This is a genomic window from Pseudocitrobacter sp. 2023LY-00077, assembly GCF_055796175.1.
Map to the genome: position 1 here is coordinate 26,041 of NZ_JBSPEI010000022.1, position 25,432 is coordinate 51,472.

General features: G+C 54.8%; 23 protein-coding genes and 4 tRNA genes. 10 read left to right on the top strand and 17 right to left on the bottom strand.

Features of this window, described 5'->3' with window-relative positions; all coding sequences use genetic code 11:
* Window positions 1-62: 62 nt before the first annotated feature.
* Entirely contained in the window at window positions 63-683 is a 621-nt protein-coding gene (rhtB, locus tag ACWWFX_RS22000) for a homoserine/homoserine lactone efflux protein (RefSeq protein ID WP_108476899.1), read from the top strand.
* A gap of 157 nt (window positions 684-840) precedes the next feature.
* Complete coding sequence (locus ACWWFX_RS22005) at window positions 841-1,737, top strand: Rpn family recombination-promoting nuclease/putative transposase (protein ID WP_473224783.1); 897 nt, start codon at window positions 841-843, stop codon at window positions 1,735-1,737.
* Window positions 1,738-1,778: 41 nt separating this feature from the next.
* Here the strand turns inward: ACWWFX_RS22005 and rhtC are convergent, their stop codons facing one another.
* The 3 genes from rhtC to pldA form a co-directional block, all read right to left on the bottom strand.
* Window positions 1,779-2,399 (bottom strand): threonine export protein RhtC, encoded by a 621-nt coding sequence (gene rhtC / locus ACWWFX_RS22010; RefSeq protein WP_015966422.1) that lies wholly within the window; start codon window positions 2,397-2,399, stop codon window positions 1,779-1,781.
* A 60-nt stretch (window positions 2,400-2,459) separates the two neighbouring features.
* Window positions 2,460-4,289: an ATP-dependent DNA helicase RecQ gene (recQ, locus tag ACWWFX_RS22015; RefSeq protein WP_276223094.1), complete on the bottom strand. Its 1,830-nt coding sequence runs from the start codon at window positions 4,287-4,289 to the stop codon at window positions 2,460-2,462.
* Between the two features lie 119 nt (window positions 4,290-4,408).
* Window positions 4,409-5,275 carry a phospholipase A gene (gene pldA, locus ACWWFX_RS22020; RefSeq protein ID WP_015966424.1) on the bottom strand — a complete coding sequence of 289 codons (867 nt, stop codon included), beginning with the start codon at window positions 5,273-5,275 and terminating at the stop codon, window positions 4,409-4,411.
* Between the two features lie 161 nt (window positions 5,276-5,436).
* Here pldA and yigI point away from each other — a divergent pair, with 161 nt between their 5' ends.
* Both yigI and rarD read left to right on the top strand, forming a co-directional pair.
* On the top strand, window positions 5,437-5,904 hold the full coding sequence (gene yigI, locus ACWWFX_RS22025; protein ID WP_149464887.1) for an acyl-CoA thioesterase YigI: 468 nt from the start codon (window positions 5,437-5,439) through the stop codon (window positions 5,902-5,904).
* Between the two features lie 50 nt (window positions 5,905-5,954).
* Window positions 5,955-6,848 (top strand): EamA family transporter RarD, encoded by an 894-nt coding sequence (gene rarD / locus ACWWFX_RS22030; protein WP_473224784.1) that lies wholly within the window; start codon window positions 5,955-5,957, stop codon window positions 6,846-6,848.
* A 102-nt stretch (window positions 6,849-6,950) separates the two neighbouring features.
* On the opposite strand, the gene corA is transcribed toward rarD, so the two are convergent.
* The 8 genes from corA to lptM form a co-directional block, all read right to left on the bottom strand.
* Complete coding sequence (corA, locus tag ACWWFX_RS22035) at window positions 6,951-7,901, bottom strand: magnesium/cobalt transporter CorA (protein ID WP_015966427.1); 951 nt, start codon at window positions 7,899-7,901, stop codon at window positions 6,951-6,953.
* A gap of 153 nt (window positions 7,902-8,054) precedes the next feature.
* Window positions 8,055-8,111 (bottom strand): YsgD/CorL family protein, encoded by a 57-nt coding sequence (ysgD, locus tag ACWWFX_RS22040; RefSeq protein WP_350435819.1) that lies wholly within the window; start codon window positions 8,109-8,111, stop codon window positions 8,055-8,057.
* A 148-nt stretch (window positions 8,112-8,259) separates the two neighbouring features.
* Window positions 8,260-10,422: a DNA helicase II gene (gene uvrD / locus ACWWFX_RS22045; protein WP_015966428.1), complete on the bottom strand. Its 2,163-nt coding sequence runs from the start codon at window positions 10,420-10,422 to the stop codon at window positions 8,260-8,262.
* 141 nt (window positions 10,423-10,563) lie between these two features.
* Window positions 10,564-11,280, bottom strand: a complete 717-nt coding sequence (gene yigB / locus ACWWFX_RS22050) for a 5-amino-6-(5-phospho-D-ribitylamino)uracil phosphatase YigB (protein ID WP_276223101.1) — start codon at window positions 11,278-11,280, stop codon at window positions 10,564-10,566.
* A complete protein-coding gene (xerC, locus tag ACWWFX_RS22055; protein WP_149464884.1) occupies window positions 11,280-12,182 on the bottom strand; it encodes a tyrosine recombinase XerC in 903 nt (300 codons plus the stop codon). The genes yigB and xerC overlap by 1 nt, the downstream gene beginning before the upstream one ends.
* The gene (locus ACWWFX_RS22060; protein ID WP_015966431.1) at window positions 12,179-12,886 is read right to left on the bottom strand and encodes a DUF484 domain-containing protein; all 708 of its coding nucleotides are present in this window, start codon (window positions 12,884-12,886) and stop codon (window positions 12,179-12,181) included. Before ACWWFX_RS22060 ends, xerC begins: the two co-directional genes overlap by 4 nt.
* Entirely contained in the window at window positions 12,883-13,707 is an 825-nt protein-coding gene (gene dapF, locus ACWWFX_RS22065; protein WP_015966432.1) for a diaminopimelate epimerase, read from the bottom strand. Before dapF ends, ACWWFX_RS22060 begins: the two co-directional genes overlap by 4 nt.
* A gap of 35 nt (window positions 13,708-13,742) precedes the next feature.
* Window positions 13,743-13,946: an LPS translocon maturation chaperone LptM gene (gene lptM, locus ACWWFX_RS22070; RefSeq protein WP_015966433.1), complete on the bottom strand. Its 204-nt coding sequence runs from the start codon at window positions 13,944-13,946 to the stop codon at window positions 13,743-13,745.
* Between the two features lie 186 nt (window positions 13,947-14,132).
* Here lptM and ACWWFX_RS22075 point away from each other — a divergent pair, with 186 nt between their 5' ends.
* Both ACWWFX_RS22075 and cyaY read left to right on the top strand, forming a co-directional pair.
* Entirely contained in the window at window positions 14,133-16,160 is a 2,028-nt protein-coding gene (locus ACWWFX_RS22075) for a hypothetical protein (RefSeq protein ID WP_473224802.1), read from the top strand.
* A 47-nt stretch (window positions 16,161-16,207) separates the two neighbouring features.
* The gene (gene cyaY, locus ACWWFX_RS22080) at window positions 16,208-16,528 is read left to right on the top strand and encodes an iron donor protein CyaY (RefSeq protein ID WP_276223111.1); all 321 of its coding nucleotides are present in this window, start codon (window positions 16,208-16,210) and stop codon (window positions 16,526-16,528) included.
* Window positions 16,529-17,029: 501 nt separating this feature from the next.
* Here the strand turns inward: cyaY and ACWWFX_RS22085 are convergent.
* Together ACWWFX_RS22085 and cyaA are read right to left on the bottom strand one after the other, a co-directional pair.
* A complete protein-coding gene (locus tag ACWWFX_RS22085) occupies window positions 17,030-17,380 on the bottom strand; it encodes a hypothetical protein (RefSeq protein WP_473224785.1) in 351 nt (116 codons plus the stop codon).
* A 104-nt stretch (window positions 17,381-17,484) separates the two neighbouring features.
* Window positions 17,485-20,031 carry a class I adenylate cyclase gene (gene cyaA / locus ACWWFX_RS22090; RefSeq protein WP_276223113.1) on the bottom strand — a complete coding sequence of 849 codons (2,547 nt, stop codon included), beginning with the start codon at window positions 20,029-20,031 and terminating at the stop codon, window positions 17,485-17,487.
* 360 nt (window positions 20,032-20,391) lie between these two features.
* Here cyaA and hemC point away from each other — a divergent pair, with 360 nt between their 5' ends.
* From hemC to hemY, 4 genes are read left to right on the top strand one after another with little or no spacing between them, the layout of a single operon-like run.
* Entirely contained in the window at window positions 20,392-21,333 is a 942-nt protein-coding gene (hemC, locus tag ACWWFX_RS22095; RefSeq protein WP_473224786.1) for a hydroxymethylbilane synthase, read from the top strand.
* Window positions 21,330-22,070: a uroporphyrinogen-III synthase gene (hemD, locus tag ACWWFX_RS22100; RefSeq protein ID WP_473224787.1), complete on the top strand. Its 741-nt coding sequence runs from the start codon at window positions 21,330-21,332 to the stop codon at window positions 22,068-22,070. The genes hemC and hemD overlap by 4 nt, the downstream gene beginning before the upstream one ends.
* Window positions 22,071-22,090: 20 nt before the next feature.
* The gene (gene hemX, locus ACWWFX_RS22105) at window positions 22,091-23,281 is read left to right on the top strand and encodes a uroporphyrinogen-III C-methyltransferase (protein ID WP_473224788.1); all 1,191 of its coding nucleotides are present in this window, start codon (window positions 22,091-22,093) and stop codon (window positions 23,279-23,281) included.
* Between the two features lie 2 nt (window positions 23,282-23,283).
* Entirely contained in the window at window positions 23,284-24,480 is a 1,197-nt protein-coding gene (gene hemY / locus ACWWFX_RS22110; RefSeq protein WP_456146699.1) for a protoheme IX biogenesis protein HemY, read from the top strand.
* Between the two features lie 422 nt (window positions 24,481-24,902).
* Here the strand turns inward: hemY and ACWWFX_RS22115 are convergent.
* The 4 genes from ACWWFX_RS22115 to ACWWFX_RS22130 form a co-directional block, all read right to left on the bottom strand.
* A tRNA-Pro gene (locus ACWWFX_RS22115) sits at window positions 24,903-24,979 on the bottom strand.
* Between the two features lie 41 nt (window positions 24,980-25,020).
* Window positions 25,021-25,107, bottom strand: a tRNA-Leu gene (locus tag ACWWFX_RS22120).
* Between the two features lie 21 nt (window positions 25,108-25,128).
* Window positions 25,129-25,204 (bottom strand) — tRNA-His (locus ACWWFX_RS22125).
* Window positions 25,205-25,260: 56 nt separating this feature from the next.
* Window positions 25,261-25,337: transfer RNA gene (locus ACWWFX_RS22130), tRNA-Arg, on the bottom strand.
* Window positions 25,338-25,432: the final 95 nt, after the last annotated feature.

Below are 25,432 nucleotides of genomic sequence, written 5' to 3' on the forward strand. Positions count from 1 at the left end.
TGACACAACACTCATACAATAGCGTATTGTGGCATAAAAAACAGATAACCAGGGAGATTCTCATGACCTTTGAGTGGTGGTTCGCCTACCTGCTGACATCCATAATTCTCAGCCTTTCGCCGGGGTCCGGCGCGATCAATACCATGACCACATCCATCAGCCACGGCTATCGCGGCGCGGTCGCCTCCATCGCCGGGTTACAGACCGGGCTCGCGATTCATATCGTGCTGGTTGGCGTTGGCCTGGGGACGCTGTTCTCCCGTTCCGTGCTCGCTTTCGAAGTGCTGAAATGGGCGGGCGCAGCCTATCTTATCTGGCTCGGCATCCAGCAATGGCGCGCGGCGGGGGCAATTGACCTCAACACCCTCGCGCAATCGCAGTCACGCTCAAAACTCTATCGACGCGCGGTGTTTGTGAATCTGACCAACCCGAAAAGCATCGTCTTTTTGGCGGCGCTGTTCCCGCAGTTTATCGTGCCCCATCAACCGCAGGTGATGCAGTATGTGGTGCTCGGCATCACCACCATTGTGGTCGATATTATTGTGATGATTGGCTATGCCACCCTCGCCCAGCGAATCGCGAGCTGGATTAAAGGCCCACGCCAGATGAAGGCGCTGAACAAAGTCTTTGGTTCGTTGTTTATGCTGGTTGGCGCGCTGCTGGCATCGGCGAGGCATGCGTGAAATGGAAGCGTGCCCGCAAATTTTAGTGAACGGGAAAAGACGTTAACACCCGCATTCGAGAAAGCTCGGAACCTGCGCTGAAACTTTATTTTCGCGCTGTTACCGCGCTCATCTCAGTGCCAGAATGCCGCCAGATTTCACACATGGATGATGAAAAATGGCGGATGCAACCACTCCTCATGATGCAGTCTTTAAAGCATTCTTATCCCGGCCAGAAACGGCGCGCGACTTTATGGAAATTCACCTGCCCCCTGCGCTGGTAAACCTCTGCCGCCTCGACACGCTCCATCTGGAAGCCAGCAGTTTTGTAGAAGAGAATCTCCGCCAGTATTACAACGACGTGCTCTATTCGCTGGAAACCAGTAAGGGAAGCGGGTATGTGTATGTTCTGATTGAGCACCAAAGCTCACCAGATGAGAACATGGCCTTTCGTTTGCTGCGCTATGCCATTGCCACCATGCAGCGTCATCTGGAAGCCGGGAACAAAACCCTGCCGCTGGTGATCCCGATTCTGTTTTATCAGGGCAAGCGCAGCCCTTACCCCTGGTCAATGAACTGGCTCGATGCTTTTCCGGATCCGGACACCGCGCGCGAGCTCTATTTTCACGCATTTCCCCTGGTCGACATCACCCTGATCCCCGATGACGAAATCATGCAGCACCGCAGCATGGCGGCTCTGACGCTGGTTCAGAAGCATATCCGCCAGCGCGACATGGCGACGTTGCTGGATAAACTGGCGCAGCTATTGACGTTAGAGCAGATGAGCGGACAACAAATCCGCACCCTGGTAAAATACATGATGCTGGCAGGTGAAGAAAAAGACGTTCAAACATTACTGTATGGGCTGGCACAGCGCGTGCCGCAACATGGAGAAGAACTGATGACTCTGGCGGAAAAATTATTGAGTGATGGAATACGGGAAGGCCGTAAAGAAGGTAAGCAACTCGCCCTTCTCGACGTCGCGAAAACCATGCTGCAACGCGGGTTTGATTTTCAGACCATCATGGAAATGACTGGCCTTTCGCAGGATGACCTTAAGCAGCTTCAGCACTAAAGCGGTAACCCACCCCGATAGGTTCGGAGTGGGTCAATGGGTTAGCGCGAAATAATCAAATGAATGCCGAAGCCCGCGAACAGCGTGCCGGCAAAGCCGTCGATCCACTTCGCTGCTTTCTGGTAGCCACGACGCATGGTCGGCAGCGCGAACAGGCTCGCCACCACGGTAAACCAGGCGAGGGTTTCGAGGATAATCATCAGGAAAATCCCCCAGCGTGCGTCTGCACCGACATTGTCACCAACGAACAGTGAAAACACAGAGCCAAAATAGATAATCGCTTTCGGGTTCGCCAGGTTGGTCAGCAGCCCTTTCATAAAACTGCGGCCACTTTTCGCCAGCTCAACCTGCGGTTCCGGTGCGGCGTGATTCTCTTTTTTCAGCGCACCGCGCAGCATCTGGTAACCCATCCAGCACAGGTACAGGCCACCACCGACCATAATAATGGTGTGCAGCCACGCCATTTTTTCGATGATCAGGTTCAGACCAAGCAGCGCCACGCCCGCCCAGACCATCACGCCACAGGTAATGCCGAGTACGCCCATCATCGCTTCTTTGCGGGAGCGACTGATCGCGGTCTGCGACACGAAAAAGAAGTCCGGGCCCGGGCTCATCAACGCAATGATGTGCACCAGCGCCACTGTCAGAAACAGAGTTAACATAACGTACTCGCGGGGAATAATTCAGTGAGTAACCATATTGGCACTTTTTAGCGCGGTTGACTACTCATCATCGTCGCCATCCACATGTGCGCGGATCAACGCCATAAACTCTTTACCAAAGCGCTCCAGTTTACGCATCCCCACGCCGTTGACGCTGAGCATTTCGCTGGCGGAAACCGGCATCTGCTCCGCCATTTCAATCAGTGTCGCATCGTTGAAGACCACGTAAGGCGGGATGTTCTCTTCATCGGCGATGGCTTTACGCAGCTTGCGCAGTTTGGAAAACAGTTTACGGTCATAATTGCCCACTGCGGCTTTCTGCATCACGCGCGGTTTCAGGGCGACAATGCGCGGTACCGCCAGCATCAGCGGCATCTCACCACGAACAATGGGCCGCGCGGCGTCGGTGAGCTGTAAGGCGGAGTGCTGGGCGATGTTCTGCATCGCAAAGCCCATATGAATCAACTGGCGAATCACGCTCACCCAATGCTCATGACTCTTTTCACGCCCCATGCCGTAGACCTTGAGTTTATCGTGGCCAAACTCGCGAATACGCTGGTTGTTGGCGCCGCGAATCACTTCCACCACGTACCCCATCCCGAAGCGTTGATTCACCCGATAAATCGTCGAGAGCGCGATCTGTGCGTCATTCAACCCATCGTACTGCTTTGGCGGGTCGAGGCAGATATCGCAGTTACCGCACGGCTCCTGACGCCCTTCGCCAAAATAGTTCAGCAACACCAAACGGCGGCAGGTTTGCGCCTCGGCAAACGCGCCCATCGCGTTGAGCTTATGCCGTTCGATATCCTGTAGTGGCCCGGCGGGTTTCTCTTCAAGGCAACGGCGCAGCCATGCCATATCTGCCGGATCGTAAAACAGCATCGCTTCCGCAGGCAGGCCATCGCGCCCGGCGCGGCCCGTTTCCTGATAGTAGGATTCAATATTACGCGGAATGTCGAAGTGCACGACAAAGCGCACGTTGGGTTTGTTGATCCCCATCCCGAACGCCACGGTGGCAACCACGATTTGCAGGTCATCACGCTGGAATTTTTCCTGCACCTCTGCCCGCACGGCGTTATCCAGCCCGGCGTGATACGCGCCGGCGCTAATACCCCGGCTTTGCAGGCGTGCGGCGGTGTCTTCCACCTTCGCGCGGCTGTTACAGTAGATAATGCCGGACTTGCCGCGTTGCTCCTGCACGTAACGCATCAGTTGATCGAGCGGCTTGAACTTCTCCATCAGCATGTAGCGAATGTTGGGGCGGTCGAAACTGCTGATTTGAATAAGCGGGTCGTTCAGCCCCAGCAGGCGAACAATGTCGCGACGCGTCGTGTCGTCAGCCGTGGCGGTAAGCGCCATAAACGGCAGCGCCGGGAAGCGCTGACGCAGCTGGCCTAATGCCGCATATTCCGGGCGGAAATCATGGCCCCATTGCGAAATACAGTGCGCTTCATCGACCGCCAGCATCACCGGATTCCAGTGGGCGAGATGCTCCAGGAAGTTATCCAGCATCAGGCGTTCCGGAGCGATGTAGAGCAGGCGAATCTGCCCGCTACGACAGCCCGCCATCACTTCCTGCTGCTGCTCGCGGCTCTGCGTTGAGTTGATGCAGGCCGCCGCCACGCCGTTGGCGGTAAGCTGATCGACCTGGTCTTTCATCAGCGAGATCAGCGGCGATACCACCACCGTCAGGCCATTCAGCACCAGCGCCGGGATTTGATAACAGAGCGACTTGCCGCCGCCTGTCGGCATAACCACCAGACAATCGCGCCCTTCCAGCACGGTATCAATAATGTTTTCCTGGCCCGGGCGGAACTGCTGGTAGCCAAAGGTTTCCTGCAAAACCTGTTTAGCCAGCGATTCCTGATTCAATACTTCCGCCTGTGCCACATTGATTCCGTTTACCGAAAAAATAAAAACAGGCGCTATTTTCAGCGCCTGCGTTCTAAACTGCAACGTTTTAGACGAATTCCTTCGGCCATGCTCGCAACATCATGGGAAAGCCCGCGTTAAAACAGATCGTTAAGCATGACACCCACGCCCACACGCGTTTGATTGAAATTGTAGTCAATCAGCGATTCGCCGTAGCCGCTATAAACCTGGGTATAAAGGCGAACGTGCTTGCTGATAGGATAGCTGACGCCCACTTCCGCGCCGCCGTAACCGGTGTTCCAGTTGTACTGGCCCTGCGCGCTCAGTACCGCGTCACCCAGTTGATAACCGACTTTCAGACGATAGTAGCCCATATATTTGGTGATATCCGGGTTATCGTTGGAGTTCCCCACCACATACCAGGGTTTCACCTCGACCAGCCAGTTGCCATTTTGCGCCATCAGGCGCGTATAGAGACGGTTCCAGCTACGAGACGTGGGGTCTGAGCGACCATTTGAATCATGGTTGAAACCAAATTCCACGTCGCGCAACGTCCAGCCTTCCCATGAGTAATCGGTGGCAAAGCCAAGGAACAGCTGCGGTTCATAGTTGGTTTCGCGAAACGGCGAAGATTCACCACTGTTCGACAACTGCCACCAGGAACGCTGGGTATACGATGCGCCCAGCACCGAGTTATCACCCAGAATGCCGCGCCATAACGGGAAGGCCAGGCTGAGCTGAAACTTCACTTCATCTTTGCGCGCGTGCTCGGCCCAATCGTAGGAACTGATCGCTTCTTTATTGAGATCGCTGGTCCAGGTGTAAAGCAGGTAGTTGCTTTCATAAGGATAAAGCGTGAAGGGATTATCATGTTCCTGCAGCAGGTTAGCCATGATACTGCCTTTTACAGCAGGCGTGTCGTGAACCGATTTAATTGTCGCTTCCTGCGCGAACGCTGAAACAGGCAGCACTGCCGCCAATAACCAACTCCGGGTGAGCTGCATCAGTCATGTTCTCCTGAACAAATAAATTCATATAGTGAATGCTTGAATGTCATTCATTTTACATACTTAAGCATTTAATGCTCAGTAATCCATTCCTAATGTAGAAAACAACATTTCATAGGCATAAAATCAACATTTCGTTAACGAATGAAAGGGTTGTTATGTCTTCTGAACTCACTGCCGATGCCGCGCTGAAGCTGGTCGGTGAAATCTTTGTTTATCACATGCCGTTCAACCGGGCGCTTGGCCTGGAGCTGGAACGTTATGAAAAAGACTTCGCCAAACTCAACTTTAATAACCAGCCGATGATGGTGGGTAACTGGGCGCAAAGTATTCTGCACGGCGGTGTGATCGCTTCAGCGCTGGATGTCGCGGCAGGCCTGGTCTGCGTCGGCAGTACATTGACGCGCCACGACACCATCAACGAAGAAGAGCTGCGTCAGCGTCTCTCACGGATGGGTACCATCGATTTACGCGTTGATTATTTACGGCCGGGGCGCGGCAACCGCTTCACCGCCACCAGCACCCTGCTGCGCGCAGGCAACAAAGTCGCCGTCGCGCGCGTGGAGCTGCACAACGAAGAGCAGGTCCACATCGCCAGCGCGACCGCGACATATATGGTGGGATAAACAGTAAAATCGGGTAAAATCAGTTTACTTTTTTGTAACGGATGACTCCGATGGATGCCAAACAGACGCGGCAGGGCGTGCTTCTCGCCCTCGCCGCCTATTTTATTTGGGGTATCGCTCCGGCGTACTTCAAACTTATCTACTATGTGCCTGCCGATGAGATTCTGACGCACCGCGTGATCTGGTCCTTCTTCTTCATGGTGGCGCTGATCAGCATCAGCCGTCAGTGGTCGGCGGTGAAAGCGCTGCTGCAAACGCCGAAGAAAATCTTCATGCTGGCGCTCTCCGCCGTGCTGATTGGCGGTAACTGGCTGCTGTTTATCTGGTCGGTGAACAATCACCATATGCTGGAAGCGAGCCTGGGTTACTTTATTAACCCGCTGGTGAATATTCTACTGGGGATGCTGTTCCTCGGTGAGCGCTTCCGCCGGATGCAGTGGCTGGCTGTGGCCCTCGCTGCCTGCGGCGTGCTGGTACAGCTCTGGACGTTCGGCTCACTGCCAATCATCGCTCTGGGTCTGGCATTCAGCTTCGCCTTCTATGGCCTGGTGCGCAAAAAAATCGCTGTCGATGCGCAAACCGGCATGCTATTTGAAACCCTGTGGCTGCTGCCGGTCGCGGCCATTTATCTGTTTGGCATTGCCGACAGCGCGACCAGCCATATGGGCAGCAACAGTTTGTCGCTGAATCTGCTGCTGATTGCCGCAGGCGTGGTGACGACGATTCCGTTGCTCTGTTTCACTGGTGCGGCAACCCGTTTACGCTTATCGACGCTGGGCTTCTTCCAGTATATCGGCCCAACCCTGATGTTTATCCTGGCGGTGACCTTCTACGGTGAAACGCCGGGTGCCGATAAAATGGTGACATTTGCCTTTATCTGGGTAGCACTGGCGATCTTTATTATGGATGCGGTGTATACGCAGCGGCGGGGACGTCGGGGATAACCGTGTGCCGGATGGCGGCTTCGCCTTATCCGGCCTGGGTTTTGGCGTTATGTTTGAACGGGGAAGTAGGCCTGATAAGCGCAGCGCCATCAGGCAACGAACTTACAGCCAGTTCTTGCGTTTAAAGTACAGATATGGCGCCAGCCCGGCGAGCATCATAAAGATAATCGCGCCTGGGTAGCCGAAGCTCCACTTCAGCTCCGGCATAAACTCGAAGTTCATCCCATAGCTGGAGGCTACCAGCGTCGGCGGCAGGAAGACCACGGAAACCACCGAGAAGATCTTAATGATGCGGTTCTGCTCGATGTTAATAAAGCCCATCGCCGCCTGCATCAGGAAGTTGACCTTCTGGAACAGTGATTCGTTGTGCGGCAGCAGGGATTCGATATCTCGCAGAATTTCACGCGCCTGCTCCAGCTGCACCGCCGGTAAACGCGCTTTACGCACCAGGAAGTTAAGCGCGCGCTGGGTATCCATCAGACACAAACGCACCTTCCAGCCGATATCTTCCAGTTCTGCCAGCGTGGAAAGCGCCTCGTCATATTCATCGCCCTGATGACCTTCCATGATGACACGGCTGAGTTTTTCCAGATCGCTGTAGATGTTTTCAATTTCATCCGCCAGCTGTTCAATCTTAGTTTCAAAGAGATCGAGCAGCAGCTCATAAGCATTCCCGTCAACCATCGACTGGTTACGGGCACGCATGCGATAAAGACGAAACGCCGGCAGCTCACGTTCGCGCAGGGTGAAGAGTCGCCCTTCGCGGATGGTGAACGCCACGGTGGAGTTACCTGCGTGATCGTCTGCATCTTCATAGAAGAAGAAGGAGTGGATGTGCAAACCGTCTTCGTCTTCAAAGAAACGCGCGGATGCTTCGATGTCTTCCAGTTCAGGGCGCGTGGCCAGGTTCTGGCCCAATTCCTTTTGCACACGGTTTCGTTCTTCATCGTCGGGTTCGACTAAATCAACCCACACCGAGCTGGCGAGATGGCTGATTTCGTCCGCTTCAAGACGCGTTAAACGATTTTTTTCCAGTTGAAATGCGCTCAGCATGACCGGGACTCCCAATGCAAAAAATTATCGGACAGCCGGTGGGCACACAGAAACAAATTGGGTTTCAGACCATTAAACAGCCTGACTCATTGCGACGGGGAAATGACACGAGTCGCCGACAACCGCTAAGGCTATCAGCATAAGAGGATAGCCTTAGGAGTTGTTCCTGAATGACAGGAGAGTGAGCCAGCATCTACTGGGTGTGTCCAAGGCATTTGTCCTCTTAGCGTAATCGTGCGCGCATGTTACGCCAGCAAAAAAACCGCGTCAACACGCAACGGAATGCTAAATGGTAAGATTTACCTCATTCACTGTAAGGCTAGCAGACTCTCAGAAAATAACGATACTTTTCGGACAGTTAGACTGTTTCCAGCTTGGCGTATGCCGCAACCAGCCATTTGATCCCCTGCCCCTGGAACGCGACCTGCAAGCGGCTGTGCTCGCCGCTGCCTTCAAGATTGACGATAGTACCTTCGCCAAACTTAGCGTGGCGCACGCGCTGGCCGAGTTTATAACCGGTGTCATTTTCGGAAATTGGCGTCCCCATGCGCTGATGGCTTACCGGGCGGCTGACGGTGGCGCGCAGGCGTACCTCTTCCACGCAGTTCTCCGGCAGCTCGCCGATAAAGCGCGACGGACGGTGATAGACCTCTTTACCGTACAAGCGGCGCGTTTCGGCGTAGGTCAGCGTCAGTTTCTGCATCGCACGCGTCACGCCAACGTAGGCCAGACGGCGCTCCTCTTCCAGACGCCCACCTTCTTCCAGCGACATCTGGCTCGGGAACATGCCCTCTTCCATGCCGACGATAAACACCTGCGGGAATTCCAGCCCTTTCGCCGAGTGCAGCGTCATCAGCTGCACCGCGTCCTGCCAGGTGTCCGCCTGCCCTTCGCCCGCTTCCAGCGCGGCATGAGACAGAAACGCCTGCAACGGCATTAAATCTTCGTCTTCTTCGTTGTACGCGAACTGGCGCGTCGCCGTCACCAGTTCGTCTAAGTTTTCGATTCGCGTCTGTCCCTTCTCGCCCTTTTCCTGCTCGTACATCATGCGCAGGCCGGAGTCTTTCACCACGCGGTCTGTCTGCACGTGCAGCGGCATATCCGCCGTTTCCTGGGCCAGCGCGTCAATCAGTTCCATAAAGCGCTGCAATGCGCTCGCCGCGCGTCCTGCCAGCGCTTTTTCCTGCAACAGCTCGCGGCACGACTGCCACAGCGTAAGCTGACGATCGCGCGAGGTCTGGCGCACCACATCCAGCGTGCGATCGCCGATGCCGCGCGTCGGCGTGTTCACCACGCGCTCAAACGCCGCGTCGTCGTTGCGGTTGGCAATCAGGCGCAGATACGAGAGCGCATCTTTGATTTCCTGACGTTCGAAGAAGCGCATACCGCCGTAAATACGGTACGGCATGCTCGCCTGCAGTAACGCCTCTTCCAGCACGCGCGACTGGGCGTTGCTACGATAGAGAATGGCACACTGATCCAGCGCGCCGCCGTTGTCCTGCCAGGTTTTGATACGGTTAACCACAAAACGCGCTTCGTCGAGTTCGTTGAAGGCGCAATAGAGCGAGATAGGTTCGCCGTCGGCACCGTCAGTCCACAGTTTTTTACCGAGACGACCGTTATTGTTCTCAATCAGGGCGTTCGCCGCGCTCAGAATATTGCTGGTAGAACGGTAGTTCTGCTCCAGACGGATAGTTTCGGCACCGGGGAAATCGTTGAGGAAGCGCTGGATATTTTCCACCTGCGCACCACGCCAGCCGTAGATTGACTGGTCGTCATCGCCGACGATCATCACTTTACCGGTGTCGCCCGCCAGCAGGCGGATCCACGCGTATTGAATGTTGTTGGTATCCTGGAATTCGTCCACCAGGATATTCGTGAAGCGCTCGCGATAGTGCTGAAGAATGTGCGGCTTGTTAAGCCACAGTTCATGCGCGCGCAGCAGCAGTTCGGCGAAATCCACCAGCCCTGCGCGGTCGCACGCTTCCTGATAAGCCTGATAAACTTTCTGCCAGGTTTGTTCAACCGGGTTGCCGTAGCTTTGGATGTGGTGCGGACGCAGCCCTTCGTCTTTCTGGCTGTTGATGTACCACATCGCCTGACGCGGCGGCCACTGCTTCTCATCGAGGTTCATCGCTTTGATCAGGCGTTTCAGCAGGCGCAGTTGGTCTTCGCTATCAAGGATTTGAAAATCCTGCGGCAGATTGGCGTCCAGGTGGTGCGCGCGCAGTAAGCGGTGCGCCAGCCCGTGGAAGGTGCCGACCCACATGCCGCCCTGCGTAGTGCCCATCAGTTGCCCGATACGGTGACGCATCTCCGCCGCCGCTTTGTTGGTAAACGTTACCGCCATAATGGAATACGGCGAGCAGTTTTCCACGGTCATCAACCAGGCGATACGGTGAACCAGTACGCGCGTCTTACCACTGCCCGCCCCAGCCAGCACCAGCATGTTGGTGCGCGAAGCGGCGACGGCTTCGCGCTGTTTGTCATTAAGGCTGTCGAGCAGGTAAGAAACGTCCATTGATGGCACCGCCGCGTTAAGAATAGATAAACTGCGAAATGCCCGGTGGCGCTTCGCTTACCGGGCCTACGTTACCGTAGGGCGGATAAGCGTAGCGCCATCCGCCAAAACCCCTGGAATTTTATACAGAACTATTGAGGATTATATCAGCGAGGTCAGCGATGCCAACCGGGAAATTTCGATATGCGGCAGTAAACGGCTATCAGCCACCTGCATCAGGTCTGCATCTTGCGGTTTGATCCAGCATGCCTGTAACCCGCTGCGAATCGCGCCCGCGACGTCCGTCGTCAGGTCATCGCCCACATGCAGAATGGCGCTAAGCGGCACATCCAGCTTTTCAGCGGCCAGATGATACATATCGGCAAACGGCTTCGAGCGCCCATCTGGCCCGGCGCGCAGCACAAACTTAAAATAATCGTTCAGGCCAAACAGCTCCGGCTGGGCATTACCATTGGTGATCGCCACCAGCGGCCATTTTTCCGCAAGCTTTGCCAGCGTATCGTGCGTTTCCTGCGGAACATCAATTCGGCTGCGCCATTGCGCGAAATTGGCCATCGCCGCATTTGCGCCAATCGCCGCTTCCTGCGCGGTTAAGCCCGCGTTGAGCATGCCCAGTTCCAGTGCGCGGCGACGCCATTCGGTGACATCGTGATAAATTTCCGGCTCCGCTTTGCGCAGCGCGTCGCGTAGTTGCTGTAAATCGCGGTTTTCGAAATGGCGCAGTGCCGGATGATAGCTGCGCACAAATGCCAGCGATTCCTGCTGGGTGCGATCAATCACCGGATGGTTGTCGTACAGGGTGTCGTCCAGGTCAAACGTCAGTGCGGCGATGTGGCCCAGTGGTCGGTAAAAACGCATTATTTCCCCCGTTTAGCGCGTGGATGCGCGGCATCGTACACCGAGGCGAGGTGTTGAAAATCAAGATGGGTATAGATTTGGGTGGTCGAGAGATTGGCGTGCCCCAACAGCTCCTGCACACCGCGCAGATCGCCGCTCGACTCCAGCATGTGGGTCGCAAATGAGTGACGCAGTTTGTGCGGATGCACGTGACTGTTCAGGCCCTGCTTGATACCCCACTCGGCAAACCGCTTTTGGACGTTACGCGCCGAGATACGTTTCCCCAGTTTGGAAAGAAACAGCGCGTCATCGTCGCTACCAAACAGCCCACGTAAATCGAGCCAATGCTCAATCCACGCCACCGCGTTGCGGCCAATGGGCAGGCGGCGCTCTTTGCTGCCTTTGCCCATCACCCACACTTCCCCGGTGTCGAGGTCGAGATGTTTGATATCCAGGTTCACCAGTTCAGAAAGACGCAGACCGGCGCCGTACATCACTTCCAGCATCGCGCGGTCGCGTACCGCCAGCGGATCGTTAATATCGATATCCAGCAGGCGATTGACGTCATCAACGTCGATATTTTTCGGCAGATGGCGCGGGGCTTTTGGCGCGGAGATCCCTTTTGCCGGATTCGCGGGCAGCTCGCCCTGGCTCACCATCCAGTCAAAAAAGCTGCGCAACGCCGACAAGCGTAACGCCAGGCTGGCCGCCCCCAGCCCTTTTCGGCGGCTGCGGGTGGCAAAGCTGCGCACCATGGCAGCATCACATTGTTGCCAGCGCTTCAGGCCCATCTGCTGGGCCAGTTCAATGATGGCATCAAGCTGACGCTGATAATTGAGAAGCGTAATCGGGCTAAGCTGGCGCTCGACGCCCAGATAACGCAGAAAACGCGTTACTGCCGCAGAGAGAAGTTCGTCATTCATGCGCGCTCAATCCAGCGCTCCAGCAGACCTGGCAGCATCAGCGCCACTTCCTGCAGAAGCTGCGTACCCTGCCCGGCTTCATAGTGATGCGCATCGCGGCTGGTAAACAGAATCACGCCGAGGTCAGCGTCGCTGCCCATCATCGACATCGCCACCGACCCAACGGCTTTCGCTTCCGGCAGCACCACCAGCAGCTCAGGGCCGTTCAGCGTGCCCAGATAGTGGCGCTCCTGACCAAGACGCTGAATACGCAGCGGTTCAAACGCCTGGCGCGACAGCACCAGTTGGGTGTATTTCGACGGCGCGCCCAAACGCCAGCGATCGGCAAAGAGACGTATTGATGCGCCCGCAAGGCCCAGATCGCGCGCCCAGCGGTGAAAGCGCAACAGCAAATCGTCGAGACTTTCCGCGCTCGCCAGGCGATTTTGCAGATGCAGCAAACGGTAGAACAGCCCTTCGTTGGCCGTGGCCTGCTCCATCAGCAGCGACATGTTCTCTTCAAGCGTATGAATATGATTACGCGCGCGCGCCATGTGCCACTCAACCAGCGACACCGTACCGCGCACCGGGTGTGGAACACGCATCTGTTCCACAACCGCGGCATTACGTATAAAGAATTCAGGATGTTGCAACAGATAATCCACGACGGCGCGATCGTCGAGCGCGCTTAATGCTTCCTGCTGTTCTTCCCCGACTTGTTTCATAAGTGAATAAATCCGTCATAGACGTGTGCCGCCGGGCCAGTCATATACAACGGTTGACCCGGGCCTCTCCAGGCGATATCCAGACGTCCGCCCGGTAACTCCACGCGAACCTCTTCGTCCAGTAGCCCCTGCTGGATACCCACAGCCACCGCCGCACAAGCGCCGCTGCCGCAAGCCTGCGTCTCACCCGCGCCGCGCTCATAGACGCGCAAACGGATGTGATCGCGTTTAACCACCTGCATAAAACCGATGTTGGCGCGTTCCGGAAAGCGATCGTGGCTTTCCATCACCGGGCCCAGCGACTCAACCGCCGCCGTTTCAACATCATCGACCTGAATCACGCAGTGCGGGTTACCCATTGAGACCACGCCGCACAATACTGTCTGCTCGGCCGCTCGCATAATATAGGTCTTTTCCGCTTTGTTGGCGCGGAACGGCACCTGCGAAGGTTCGAAGTTCGGCTCGCCCATATTCACGCGAACCAGATCGTCATCTGTCACACTTAATACCATACGCCCGTTGGCGGTGCTGACGCGAATATCACGTTTATTGGTCAGGCCTTTCAGACGCACGAAACGCGCAAAGCAGCGCGCCCCGTTGCCACATTGCGACACTTCGCTGCCGTCGGCATTAAAGATGCGATAGTGGAAATCGAGATCGGGATCGTAAGGCGGCTCGACGACCAGCAGTTGGTCGAAGCCGACGCCCAGATGCCTGTCCGCCAGACGACGAATCAATTCCGGCGAGAAAAACACATTCTGCGTCACCGCGTCGACGACCATAAAATCGTTGCCAAGGCCATGCATTTTAGAGAACTGCATTATCTACTCCAGTTACGCGGAACAGAACGGTGATATCAATAGTTGACTTGCGTCGGGCCGCCGTCGTCACCGCGATCGTTACGATCCGGCGAATCCGTTTGGATCTGGCTATCCACGGGTTTAGTCGGCGTTGGCGCCGTTTTATCAGCCGGTGGGAAATAGAGCGGGCCTTTAAGGCCGCAACCGGTAAGGCTAAACAGCACAGCCAACACGGCCAGCGGTCGGAAAATGTTCTTCATTCCAGGGTACCTGTAGTTCAAGACTTTCTGCTTTCTATCATCGCAGGAGAAGGCGTAAAAGCAAGCGTTTAGCATCTCTTTATGGAATCCGAAAAGCAGCGGATTGTCATGATTGTAACGTATTCAGGTTGGGGAATAGGGTTTACTTGGGGTTTTGTGGGTGGTGTGCCTCGCCAGGATGGCTTTATGCGATATCTAAACGTGGTTTGTTTGTTGTCTTGTTCATTGTTCTTATCATCGGCATGGGGATGTAAACTTTCCGCGCCTGAGCATAATATTTACCAGAAACAAGGCAAAGGCGTGGTTTACCTGCGCCCTTATCAGGAAACAAATCTTTCTCTTCCTGGCGTGAATTACAAGAGATTGCGTCGGTTACCCAATTTATTAATAGACCCGGCAACACTGGACGAATGGTATATAGAACCGCCTCTGACCGATCTGACAACCGACTACCTCTATGAGGGCGCACAGGCCTGGTATCCTCATTATTCCTGGCATAGCGATGGTCGCAATATTCTCTATGCGGGTAAAGTTGTGCAAAACCCGCCAGACAAACCTCCCGTCGATGTCGCCTCGTTCAAGGCATGGGGTGATTTTGCCGCGGATAAACACAGTCTCTATTTCGAAGGCAAGCGCACCGATGACAATGGCGGAGAAAATAGTTTAGATATCAATACGCTGCAGAAGGTTAAATTCCGTTCCCCCTGGAAACCTGACTTTCTGGGGCTGATATTACGTGACGCTAATTTCTTATATGTTGATGGGCATCGCCTCGCTGACCCCGAGAGTTTCCGCGTGCTGGCGCAGAAGTCCAGGGATCGGCGAGGAAAGTTTTACGCCGAGTTTAACCCCTGCGTTGCTGTACCATTTGGCCCCTGGGATACATTAGCCCGTACACGGACCAAAATCATAATCAATGGCGAACAGCTTAAAGCCGACCCAGAGACATTTACTGTCGTGCGCTGGATGCCCGGTTCGTTATTGAGCTGGCGAGATAAAAGCGGCCTGCACCGAGAGGTGCTGAGTCAGGGAAATCTGGACAAAGATAGGGCAAATAGCTGCGCAGCGTTCAATTTACAGGAACACTATGTTTCATGGCGCAAAGGGCCAGAATGCCAGCAAGAAGTCCTACCCGGCCTCGATCCAGAACAATTTCACCCTCTTAGTAATACCGTCGCGCAGTATCAGGACAAGCTGTACACCATCAAAAAAACGGAATTTGGCGAAAATAGGCTGGATATCGTCACGCTGGATAATCCTGGTTTGGTGATAGATAAACGCTTTAACGCGGGAAGAACTCACGGCTATTTATTGACCAAATTACCAGCTAATGGTGAAGAAGAAGATGGCCTCCAGGTATTCGAGTCTTCCGGGCCGCTTATCCTGATGGATTATCGTGTTCCTGACGAGCATGAGGCTCACCTTAGCGATAGCCCCCATTACAAGAAATGGTATGCACACGACGATCGTTATGTTTACGCATTCGATGGCTCACAGCTGTGGCGCTACCCAACACCCAATACCAAAGCCGTGCGGGTGAAATGGGAAATCGAACATTCAGGTTATGGCTACTGGGCAGACTACCGTAGTGGAGAGTTGGACGGCAGACTTCTTGAAGATGGTGCGTTTATTCCAACGGGAATCCCCTATAACTCATCCGTTAACATTGCTCAATATTCTGATGGCGAAAGCGCTTTTCTCGTCGGCGAAACCGATGTTAGCTGGCGTAAGCTTCGCTCTACAGACCAGCAATGGAGTCAATGGGAGAAACTCCCCGATATTGACCCAAAAGCATTTCTTCCCATCACCGATCGTGTCGCGCAGTACAAAAATCATCTGTACATTGCAAAATTGTCTCCTTTTGGTGAAGACACACTGGAAACTCTAACGCTCGACTCTTCTGCACCTTTCCTGAACCAACGAATTAACGCCGGGAAAGACCATGGCTACTTTATGCGCTCTTCCCGTTTACGCGACGATATTCAAATTTTTGCTATTGATGGACCATTGAAGACCACCGAACGTTTCGCTTATGACAATCGCTATGTTTATACCTGGATCGGCAGCCAACTTTATCGAACCGCATCGCCCTGTCCGGCAAAGACACGTAATTTGAATCAGAACATGTTTTCATCCAATGATGACATCATCATCTTGAAGACGGAGGAAGAGTGCCGCAAAACACCAGACATTGAGCAAACTTTGAAGCCCTGACCCCATGCCGCTATACTGCCGCCATCACTTAAAAACAGGATACAACAATGAACGACAGTGAATTTCATCGCCTTGCCGACACCCTGTGGATGACCATTGAAGAGCGTCTGGACGACTGGGATGGCGACAGCGATATCGACTGCGAAATCAACGGCGGCGTGCTGACCATCAGTTTTGAGAACGGCAGCAAAATCATTATCAACCGTCAGGAGCCGCTGCATCAGGTGTGGCTGGCGACCAAGCAGGGCGGCTACCATTTTGACCTGAAAGGCGATGAGTGGATTTGCGATCGCAGCGGCGAAACCTTCTGGGATTTACTGGAGCAGGCGGCGACGCATCAGGCGGGTGAAGCAGTGAGTTTCCGCTGAGTTTTATTGCCGGATGCGGCTGCGTCTTATCCGGCCCACCAATGCGATCCGTAGGCCGGATAAGACGCGCTAGCGTCGCCATCCGGCGCATGCGCTCACGACAGCAAAAACGATTCTGACCCACCCTGAGGCAATAAAAAGCAGAATCGCGATACAATAAAGCCACCAACCCAATGTGTATAGAAAATGGTAATTGTCGCAGGAGATTATCACATCTAAGCCGAGACATTCTTCCCCCCACCGTCCCCAGTAAGATGCGTCCCATATGCCAAAGCTCACCACACTGGCGCAAAACAATAACAAAAGCCCACCCCATACAAAGCGGAAACGTTTATCAAAGCATACAAGATAAAAGCAGATTATCACGACGATAACCCCCAGAATGGCGCATAGCGCGTCACCGCCGAAACCGTTACGCATTATTCTATCCTCCCGATCCGTTTCAGAGTGACAGTAATGCGGAAAAATGAAGTCTGCGTGAAGTGCGTGGCGATAAATTGGCTAGCCTCGTAATCGGGCGTAATATTTTATCGTGGCAGCAATAAAGCCTGTGAGCACAGCAAGAATAAAAAAGAACAAACCTGCCTCAATAAACCACCAGCCCAATTCACAATGAAGCGGGCTACTCCCATCAACGATGGCCAAATCAGAACACTCATTGGGTTTGCTATTCCAGAACAGATTGCTCCAAAAAAAGGATTGCGGCCATATCATAAAGAGCACCAAACTAACGCAAAAAGAGAATAAACATCCTCCCCACAAGATCCGAAACCGTCCGCCAGAGAATAGATAAATAAGGCTGGTCAACACCGCCAGCATCCCCAGCCAGACAAAAAATAACTCGCGCCCCATAAAGCCCTCTCCGTGGTTAAATCACAGAGAGTAACTTTAGGGTGGTAAAATGAAGTCTGCGTGAAGTGCGTGGCGGGAAAACCGACAGGTATTGCTATCCGGTATTACGAAAAATACTGCTGCAACAGCGGCGCGTCGTTATCCTGATTACTCGGCGGGATCGTGCCAATCTCCTGGCTGCGGTAAGGAATAACCTGCGCGCGGCCATCAACTTTCACAATCTGGTAGAACTGCGGCAGGTTGAAGTTGATAAAGCTTGAGCCGTAGGTAAAGCGATCGTGCGAAGACGAGTAGAAGCGGCTGACGTCGCGCACCAGCTCCTCTTTGCTACCTTCACAGTGGTGATACACTTCCGCGCGGTTGGTTTCATCCAGGATATAGATGTTAAAGCCCTGCTCTTCGCCGGAATCTTCAAAGAAGAACTGAATGATCCCTTCGCTGGCAAAGCCATCCACCACCTGCGGCAGTTTGACGTGGTTGGTTTCCACCTGCACCGACAAACCATGCAGTTTGTTGTGCGAGATAGCGCCATAGAATTCGATGGCGTTTTCCAGTTTCTGCACCGAGACGTTCAGGCGTTCGAAGAACAGGCCCCAGGTTTGGCCGGAGACGCGTAGCGCTTTGAAGCGCCCGGTTTCCTGGCGCGTGCTGGAAAGGCGCAGGTCGATACATTCCGAAACCAGCTGCTGGACGCGGGTACGAATCAGGCCGCGCAGATGTTGGCTGTAACAGAAAACTTCCACGCTATCCGGCGGAGCGGCGTCCTGGTGCATTTTGCCGAGAATCGTTTTCAGCGCTTCAATCATCGCCTGCTCGCCGTTGAAGTGCAGCGTACGCACCTCGTTCCACGAGTTGCGATACAGCAGGTCAACGCTGCCGACGAGGCAGTTTTGTTCTTCGCCAAAGCTGAAGACATCGAGCTTACGGAAGTCGAAATGGACGACCTGATTGCGGAAAGCCGCCGTTGGGTCATATTCCAGGTTAACGATAATCGCCAGATGGCGAATTTCACACGGGCTGTAAAGCGCTTTTGGTGTCGGCGCAGGCAGGCGTAATGGGAAATGATGGGAAACATCCGCCACCATCTCCTGCAATTTTGCCAGGTCGACAATACCGTTGCCCTTAATAAACAGGCGGGTGCGTGAGGTCAGCAGGCCGTTAAACCAGGCCCATGCCACCAGCTTATTAAGATAGCGGTTATATTCCAGCGGCTGATGGCTGACAATCGATTCCATATTCGGCGCGCGGTTGTAGAGATACCAACCGGTACGGTTGGCACGGCCCGGCGGCACGTGGATGAAGGTCAGGTTCGGCTCGGAAAGATCCGGTGAAATCTGCGGGTTCACCAGCGTCACTTTGCCCGGCAGCGCTTCAAACGCCGCGTACAGTTTACGGGTCAGTACCCCGATATCCTGCGGGCTGGCGGAGACGCTCAGGTTGTTGCGACGCGCGAAACGGATCAGGTTACGGTAGCTCTGCATCATCGCGTCGAGCAATTCGTTGTGCGCTTCGCGCACCTGATCGATTTTCCAGTTTGCCCGGTTATCCAGCATGGCGAGACGCGCTTCGTCCCAGCCCCACTCTTTCACCAGTTGGCTGACCACTTCACGACGCCAGCCGACGCACGCGCGTTCGCGGCTCAGCTTTTCGCACACTTTCAGATAGAAGCAGCGGCGTACAAGGTCAAGACGCGTATCATCGTCAATCGCTTTGAGATAGTCGGTAACGCGTTCCAGCATCATGCAGTAGGAGTCGAGACCAAATGAAACGATCTCGCCATCATGCAGGCGCTGTTTGATATCTTTCGCCAGCAGGCGCGTATTGGGATATTCCCAGGAGTAGGCTTCCAGCAGCAGAGTTTTCAGCACCGCTTTGTACGGTGAGTCGATACTCTTATACAGCTGCCACAGGCTGGCGCCAAAGTACTCTTCCGCCGACAGCGAACTCAACCCGCCAAGGTCGAGCCACTCGTTCGGCGTCAGCACGCCCTGCGCGTAGAGCGTCATGACGTAGTCGTCGTAATGCTCTTCTTCTTCGCACGGCACCATATTCCACAGAATACGTTTCCCCGCGAGGCGCACGGCAGTGCGATAAAATTCGTCCAGCAGCAAGATGTGCTGCGTGGAGCCGCAGTCTTCGCCGCCCAGGCTGCCGCTTTCGTTATGACGGAAGCGGTTTTCGTCGATCAGGAAGAAGCTGACTTCCACGCCCAGCGAAGCGGCCCAGCTTTCCAGCAGGCTGCATTTGCGTTGCAGAAGTTGACGTTCGTCGTTATCGAGCCAGGACTGGTGACAAACCCAGATATCGAGGTCAGAAGAGCAGCTTTGCCCAACGGACGAGGTGCTGCCCATTGAGTAGACGCCGGTTATCGGCAGCTCGCCTTTTGGCGAGGCCTGCGGCGGCATACCACGGTGCAGTTCAAGTTCGTCGAGGTAGTGGCGTTGGGTTTCATCAGGCGTGTAGAGGCAAATGCCTTTGGGAACGTTACCGTCGAGGTAACCCGGCATCAGTGGGTGATGATAATGTAATAATGTCGGCAGCAGACTGTAAACCTGTTGGAAAGCAGGTCCCATGGCAGCAAGCGCGCGATCCACACGCAGTTGATTGATGGCATCCAGTCTCTGTTTCAGTGTCTCAATATAGAGGTACAAGACATATCGCCTGATGTTCAAAACCTGGCGTAGCGCCCGTGAAGGGAAGTACGGAGGTTTTTAGAATTTCAACAAGAATCGTGGCCTTTGTCGCCCGTCCTTATGATTATGGTGGTGCGGACGAACAAATGGTTTAAAACGTGATCAATTTAACACCTTGCTGGTTGACCGTAAAGAAAGTTGCACTACATACAAGTGTAGCACCGTTTGTTATCTGTAAATTCCACAATACGTTTAGGTCTATATTGGAAACTTCCAGAAAATACGGGCAACCCAGACATTGCGCAAACACCGTGAAAACTAACATCATTAAAGCAACAATGTTAGGATGGGCCGTGGACGACAATGACGGTAACAAGCATGTTAGACAAAGTTTTGAGAATTGCCACACGCCAAAGTCCTCTTGCACTTTGGCAGGCACACTATGTTAAAGACCGCCTGATGGCCTGTCATCCAGGGCTGACGGTTGAACTCGTGCCGCTGGTGACGCGCGGCGATGTGATCCTTGATACCCCGCTGGCAAAAGTGGGCGGTAAAGGGCTCTTTGTAAAAGAGCTTGAGCTGGCATTGCTGGAAAACCGGGCCGATATCGCCGTTCACTCCATGAAAGATGTTCCCGTCGATTTCCCTGAAGGCCTGGGGCTGGTGACCATTTGCGAGCGTGAAGATCCGCGCGATGCATTCGTCTCTAACCACTATGCCTCGCTGGACGATTTACCGACAGGCAGCATCGTCGGCACCTCCAGCCTGCGTCGCCAGTGCCAGATTGCGGAATATCGTCCCGATTTAGAGATTCGTTCGCTGCGCGGTAACGTCGGCACGCGTCTTGGAAAACTGGATAACGGCGATTACGACGCCATTATTCTGGCCGTCGCCGGTCTGAAACGTCTGAAACTTGACGATCGCATTCGACAGGCGATGCCGCCTGAGCAATCATTACCGGCTGTCGGCCAGGGTGCCGTCGGCATCGAATGTCGCCTGGATGATGACGTTACGCGGACGCTGCTGGCACCGCTTAACGATGCGCAAACGGCCACGCGCGTACAGGCGGAACGCGCCATGAACACGCGTCTGGAAGGCGGCTGTCAGGTGCCGATTGGCAGCTACGCCGAACTGACTGACGGCGAACTGTGGCTGCGTGCGCTGGTTGGCGCGCCGGATGGTTCACAGATGGTGCGCGGCGAACGACGCGGCAAGCCGGAAGACGCTGAACGCATGGGCGTTGAGCTCGCTGAGGAACTGTTGAACAACGGTGCGCGCGAGATCCTCACCGCCGTCTACAACGGAGAGAAGCCCGAATGAGTATCCTGGTCACCCGCCCGTCTCCAAAAGGAGAAGAATTAGTGAGCCGTTTGCGCGCACTGGGGCGAGTGGCCTGGAGCTTTCCACTGATTGAAATCACCCCCGGTCGCGAACTTGCGCGCCTCTCTCCCGCACTGAACGCCCTAAGCTCTGACGATTTGCTCTTCGCGTTATCGCCGCACGCTGTGTCATTTGCCCAGTCTCAATTGCAGCAACAGGGCCAGCGCTGGCCGCAGCAGGCGGCCTGTTTCGCCATTGGGCGCAGCACCGCGCTGGCGTTGCATCAGGTGAGCGGCTGCCAGGTACGGTATCCTTTGGATCGGGAAATCAGCGAAGTCTTGCTACAATTACCTGAATTACAAAATATTGCGGGTAAGAAAGCGCTCATCTTACGTGGCAATGGCGGGCGTGAACTGTTAGGCGAAACGCTGGCCGCACGCGGCGCTGAAGTCACATTCTGTGAATGTTATCAACGCAGCGCTGTCCATTATGATGGCGCGGAAGAAGCCATGCGCTGGCAGAAACGTGAGGTGTCGACTCTCGTCGTCACCAGCGGGGAAATGTTACACCAACTTTGGGCACTCATTCCGCAATGGTATCGCGAGCACTGGCTGCTGCGCTGCCGTTTGCTGGTTGTCAGTGAGCGTCTTGCACAACTGGCCCGGGAGCTGGGCTGGCAGGAAATTCAGGTTGCCGATAGCGCTGACAACGATGCGCTGCTGCGCGCACTACAATAACTTCAAAACTGGAAGCCATAATGACGGATCAAAAAGAAAACTCCGCCGTGGTTGAAGAGACCAGGGAGGCCGTGGAGACCATGCCACAGCCAGAAGCACAAAAACCCACTGACGCCGAAAAGAAAACCGGCGGCGCGAAAACCAGCCTGGTGCTGAGCGCCGTGGCGATCGCTATTGCGCTGGCGGCGGGCGTGGGTCTGTATGGCTGGGGAAAACAGCAGGCCGTAAATCAAACCACCGCCAATGACACGCTGGCGAATCAACTCGTCGCGCTGCAAAAAGCGCAGGACGACCAGAAAACGCAATTCGACACTCTGCTGAAACAGCAGGCCGCACAGCTTGCCGAGGCGCAGAACCAACGCGATACGCTGGCGAAGCAGCTGGATGAAGTGCAGCAAAAGGTAGCGGCCATCTCCGGTACCGATGCGAAAACCTGGCTGCTGGCACAGTCCGACTTCCTCGTGAAGCTGGCTGGCCGCAAGCTGTGGAGCGATCAGGATGTCACCACCTCCGCCGCGCTGCTGAAAAGCGCCGACGCCAGTCTGGCCGACATGAACGACCCAAGTCTGATTAGCGCCCGTCGCGCCATCACCGAAGATATCGCCAGCCTGGGCGCGGTTTCTCAGGTGGACTACGATGGCATCATCCTGAAAGTGAATCAGCTGGCGAATCAGGTGGATAACCTGCGTCTGGCGGATAACAACACCGATGATTCCCCGATGGATTCCGATAGCGATGAGCTCTCCAGCTCAATTGGCGAGTGGCGGGTAAATCTGCAAAAAAGCTGGCAGAACTTTATGGACAGCTTTATCACCATCCGCCGTCGTGATGAAACCGCCGTGCCGCTGTTAGCGCCCAATCAGGACGTTTACCTGCGCGAAAACATTCGCTCGCGTCTGTTGGTTGCAGCACAGGCTGTACCGCGTCATCAGGAAGAGACTTACAAACAGGCGCTGGATAACGTCTCGACGTGGGTTCGCGCCTACTACGACACCGACGATGCCACCACCAAAAGCTTCCTCGATGACGTGGACAAACTCAGCCAGCAGAGCATCACCATGAACGTGCCGGAAACACTGCAAAGCCAGCCGATTCTGGAAAAACTGATGCAGACGCGCGTGCGTAATCTGATGGCGCAGCCCGCTGCGGCGGCACCGGCTCCACAGGCTGAAACGCCCGCGCCCGCCCCTGCCGCGCCTCAAGGAGAGTAATTATGTTGAAAGTCTTATTACTCTTCGCACTGTTGATCGCCGGGATCGTCGTCGGCCCGATGATCGCCGGGCACCAGGGTTACGTCCTGATCCAAACGGATAACTACAACGTAGAAACCAGCGTCACCGGGTTAGTGATCATCATGATCCTTATCATGGTGGTGCTGTTTGCCCTCGAATGGGTGCTGCGCCGCATTTTCCGCACCGGTGCGCATACGCGCGGCTGGTTCGTGGGCCGCAAACGTCGCCGCGCGCGTAAGCAAACGGAACAGGCGCTGCTCAAACTGGCAGAAGGTGATTATCAGCAGGTTGAGAAGCTGATGGCGAAAAATGCCGATCACGCAGAACAGCCGGTGGTTAACTATCTGCTGGCCGCCGAGGCCGCTCAACAGCGCGGTGATGAAGCGCGTGCCAACCAGCATCTGCAACGCGCGGAAGAGAATGCCGGCAACGATTTGATTCCGGTCGAAATCACCCGCGTGCGTTTACAGCTGGCACGTAATGAAGATCACGCCGCTCGCCACGGCATCGATAAGTTACTGGAAATTACGCCGCGTCATCCGGAAGTCCTACGTCTCGCCGAGCAGGCTTACATCCGTACCGGCGCCTGGAGCTCGCTGCTGGACATCATCCCGTCGATGGCGAAAGCGAACGTGGGCGATGAAGCTCATCGCGCGGCGCTGGAGCAACAGGCGTGGATTGGCTTAATGGATAAAGCGCGTGCTGACGAAGGAAGCGAAGGGTTGCGGAACTGGTGGAAAAATCAGAGCCGTAAAACTCGCCACGAAGTGCCGCTTCAGGTGGCCATGGCGGAGCACTTAATTGAGTGTGACGATCATGATACCGCGCAGCAGATCATCATCGACGGGCTGAAACGTCAGTATGACGACCGCCTGGTGATGCTGATTCCTCGCCTGCGTACCAATAACCCGGAACAGCTGGAAAAAATGCTGCGCCAGCAGATCAAGAGCGTGGGCGATCGCCCGCTGCTGTGGAGCACGCTGGGCCAGTCGCTGATGAAACACGGCGAGTGGCAGGAAGCCAGCATTGCATTCCGCGCCGCGCTTAAACAACGTCCCGATGCCTTCGACTACGCCTGGCTTGCCGACACGCTTGACCGTCTGAAAAAACCGGAAGAGGCAGCGGCCATGCGCCGCGATGGGTTGATGCTGACGTTGCAAAATAACCCGCCGCAATAATCACTGCTTCAGGGGGCCATCGGGCCCCCTTTTTTTATCCATAAAAAAACGCCTGCTCACAGGAGCAGGCGTTAAAACAGGTCTTTATGACAACAATGGGTGCTTCACTCAACGTTATGTCCATGGTGTCTGATGAGGCCTGAGCGACATCTGTCATCGGACGATAAGCACCGTAAACGGCTCTGCGTCATTCCTGAGTTTATGAGGCCAGAAGGCGAGCATAAGAGATGGAATGAGCATCTACGGCGCGCATTATTGCACACACTTTGACACAAAGACATCTACTTTATTAAGGATTGGGAATTTTCTGCTCAAACTGTCAGCAGGCAGATTTACATCATAGTAATCAGGGTATTGAAGGAAAACGAGGGAAGTACAGAGGCGCAGAAAACAAAAAACCCCGCCGAAGCGGGGTTCAAAATTGGTCGGCGAGAGAGGATTCGAACCTCCGACCCACTGGTCCCAAACCAGTTGCGCTACCAAGCTGCGCTACTCGCCGAAATACTGCTTTTTGAATTTTTAGTTCAATCTTTAAAGTCGTGGTGCGAGGGGGGGGACTTGAACCCCCACGTCCGTAAGAACACTAACACCTGAAGCTAGCGCGTCTACCAATTCCGCCACCTTCGCATTGTCACAACTTTTAAATAATGGGGTGGCTAATGGGATTCGAACCCACGACAACTGGAATCACAATCCAGGGCTCTACCAACTGAGCTATAGCCACCACTGCAAATCTTTTACGCGGTTATCAAAACCACCGCAGCTCCAGCACCGGGTAAGTGGTGCGCCCGACAGGATTCGAACCTGAGACCTCTGCCTCCGGAGGGCAGCGCTCTATCCAGCTGAGCTACGGGCGCTTAGCGCCGTTGCGGGGTCGGATATTACGGACTTCCTACCCCGCTGTCTAGTGCCTTTTTAAAGAAAATTATCGTTTGCTCAGGGTTTGTGCGTT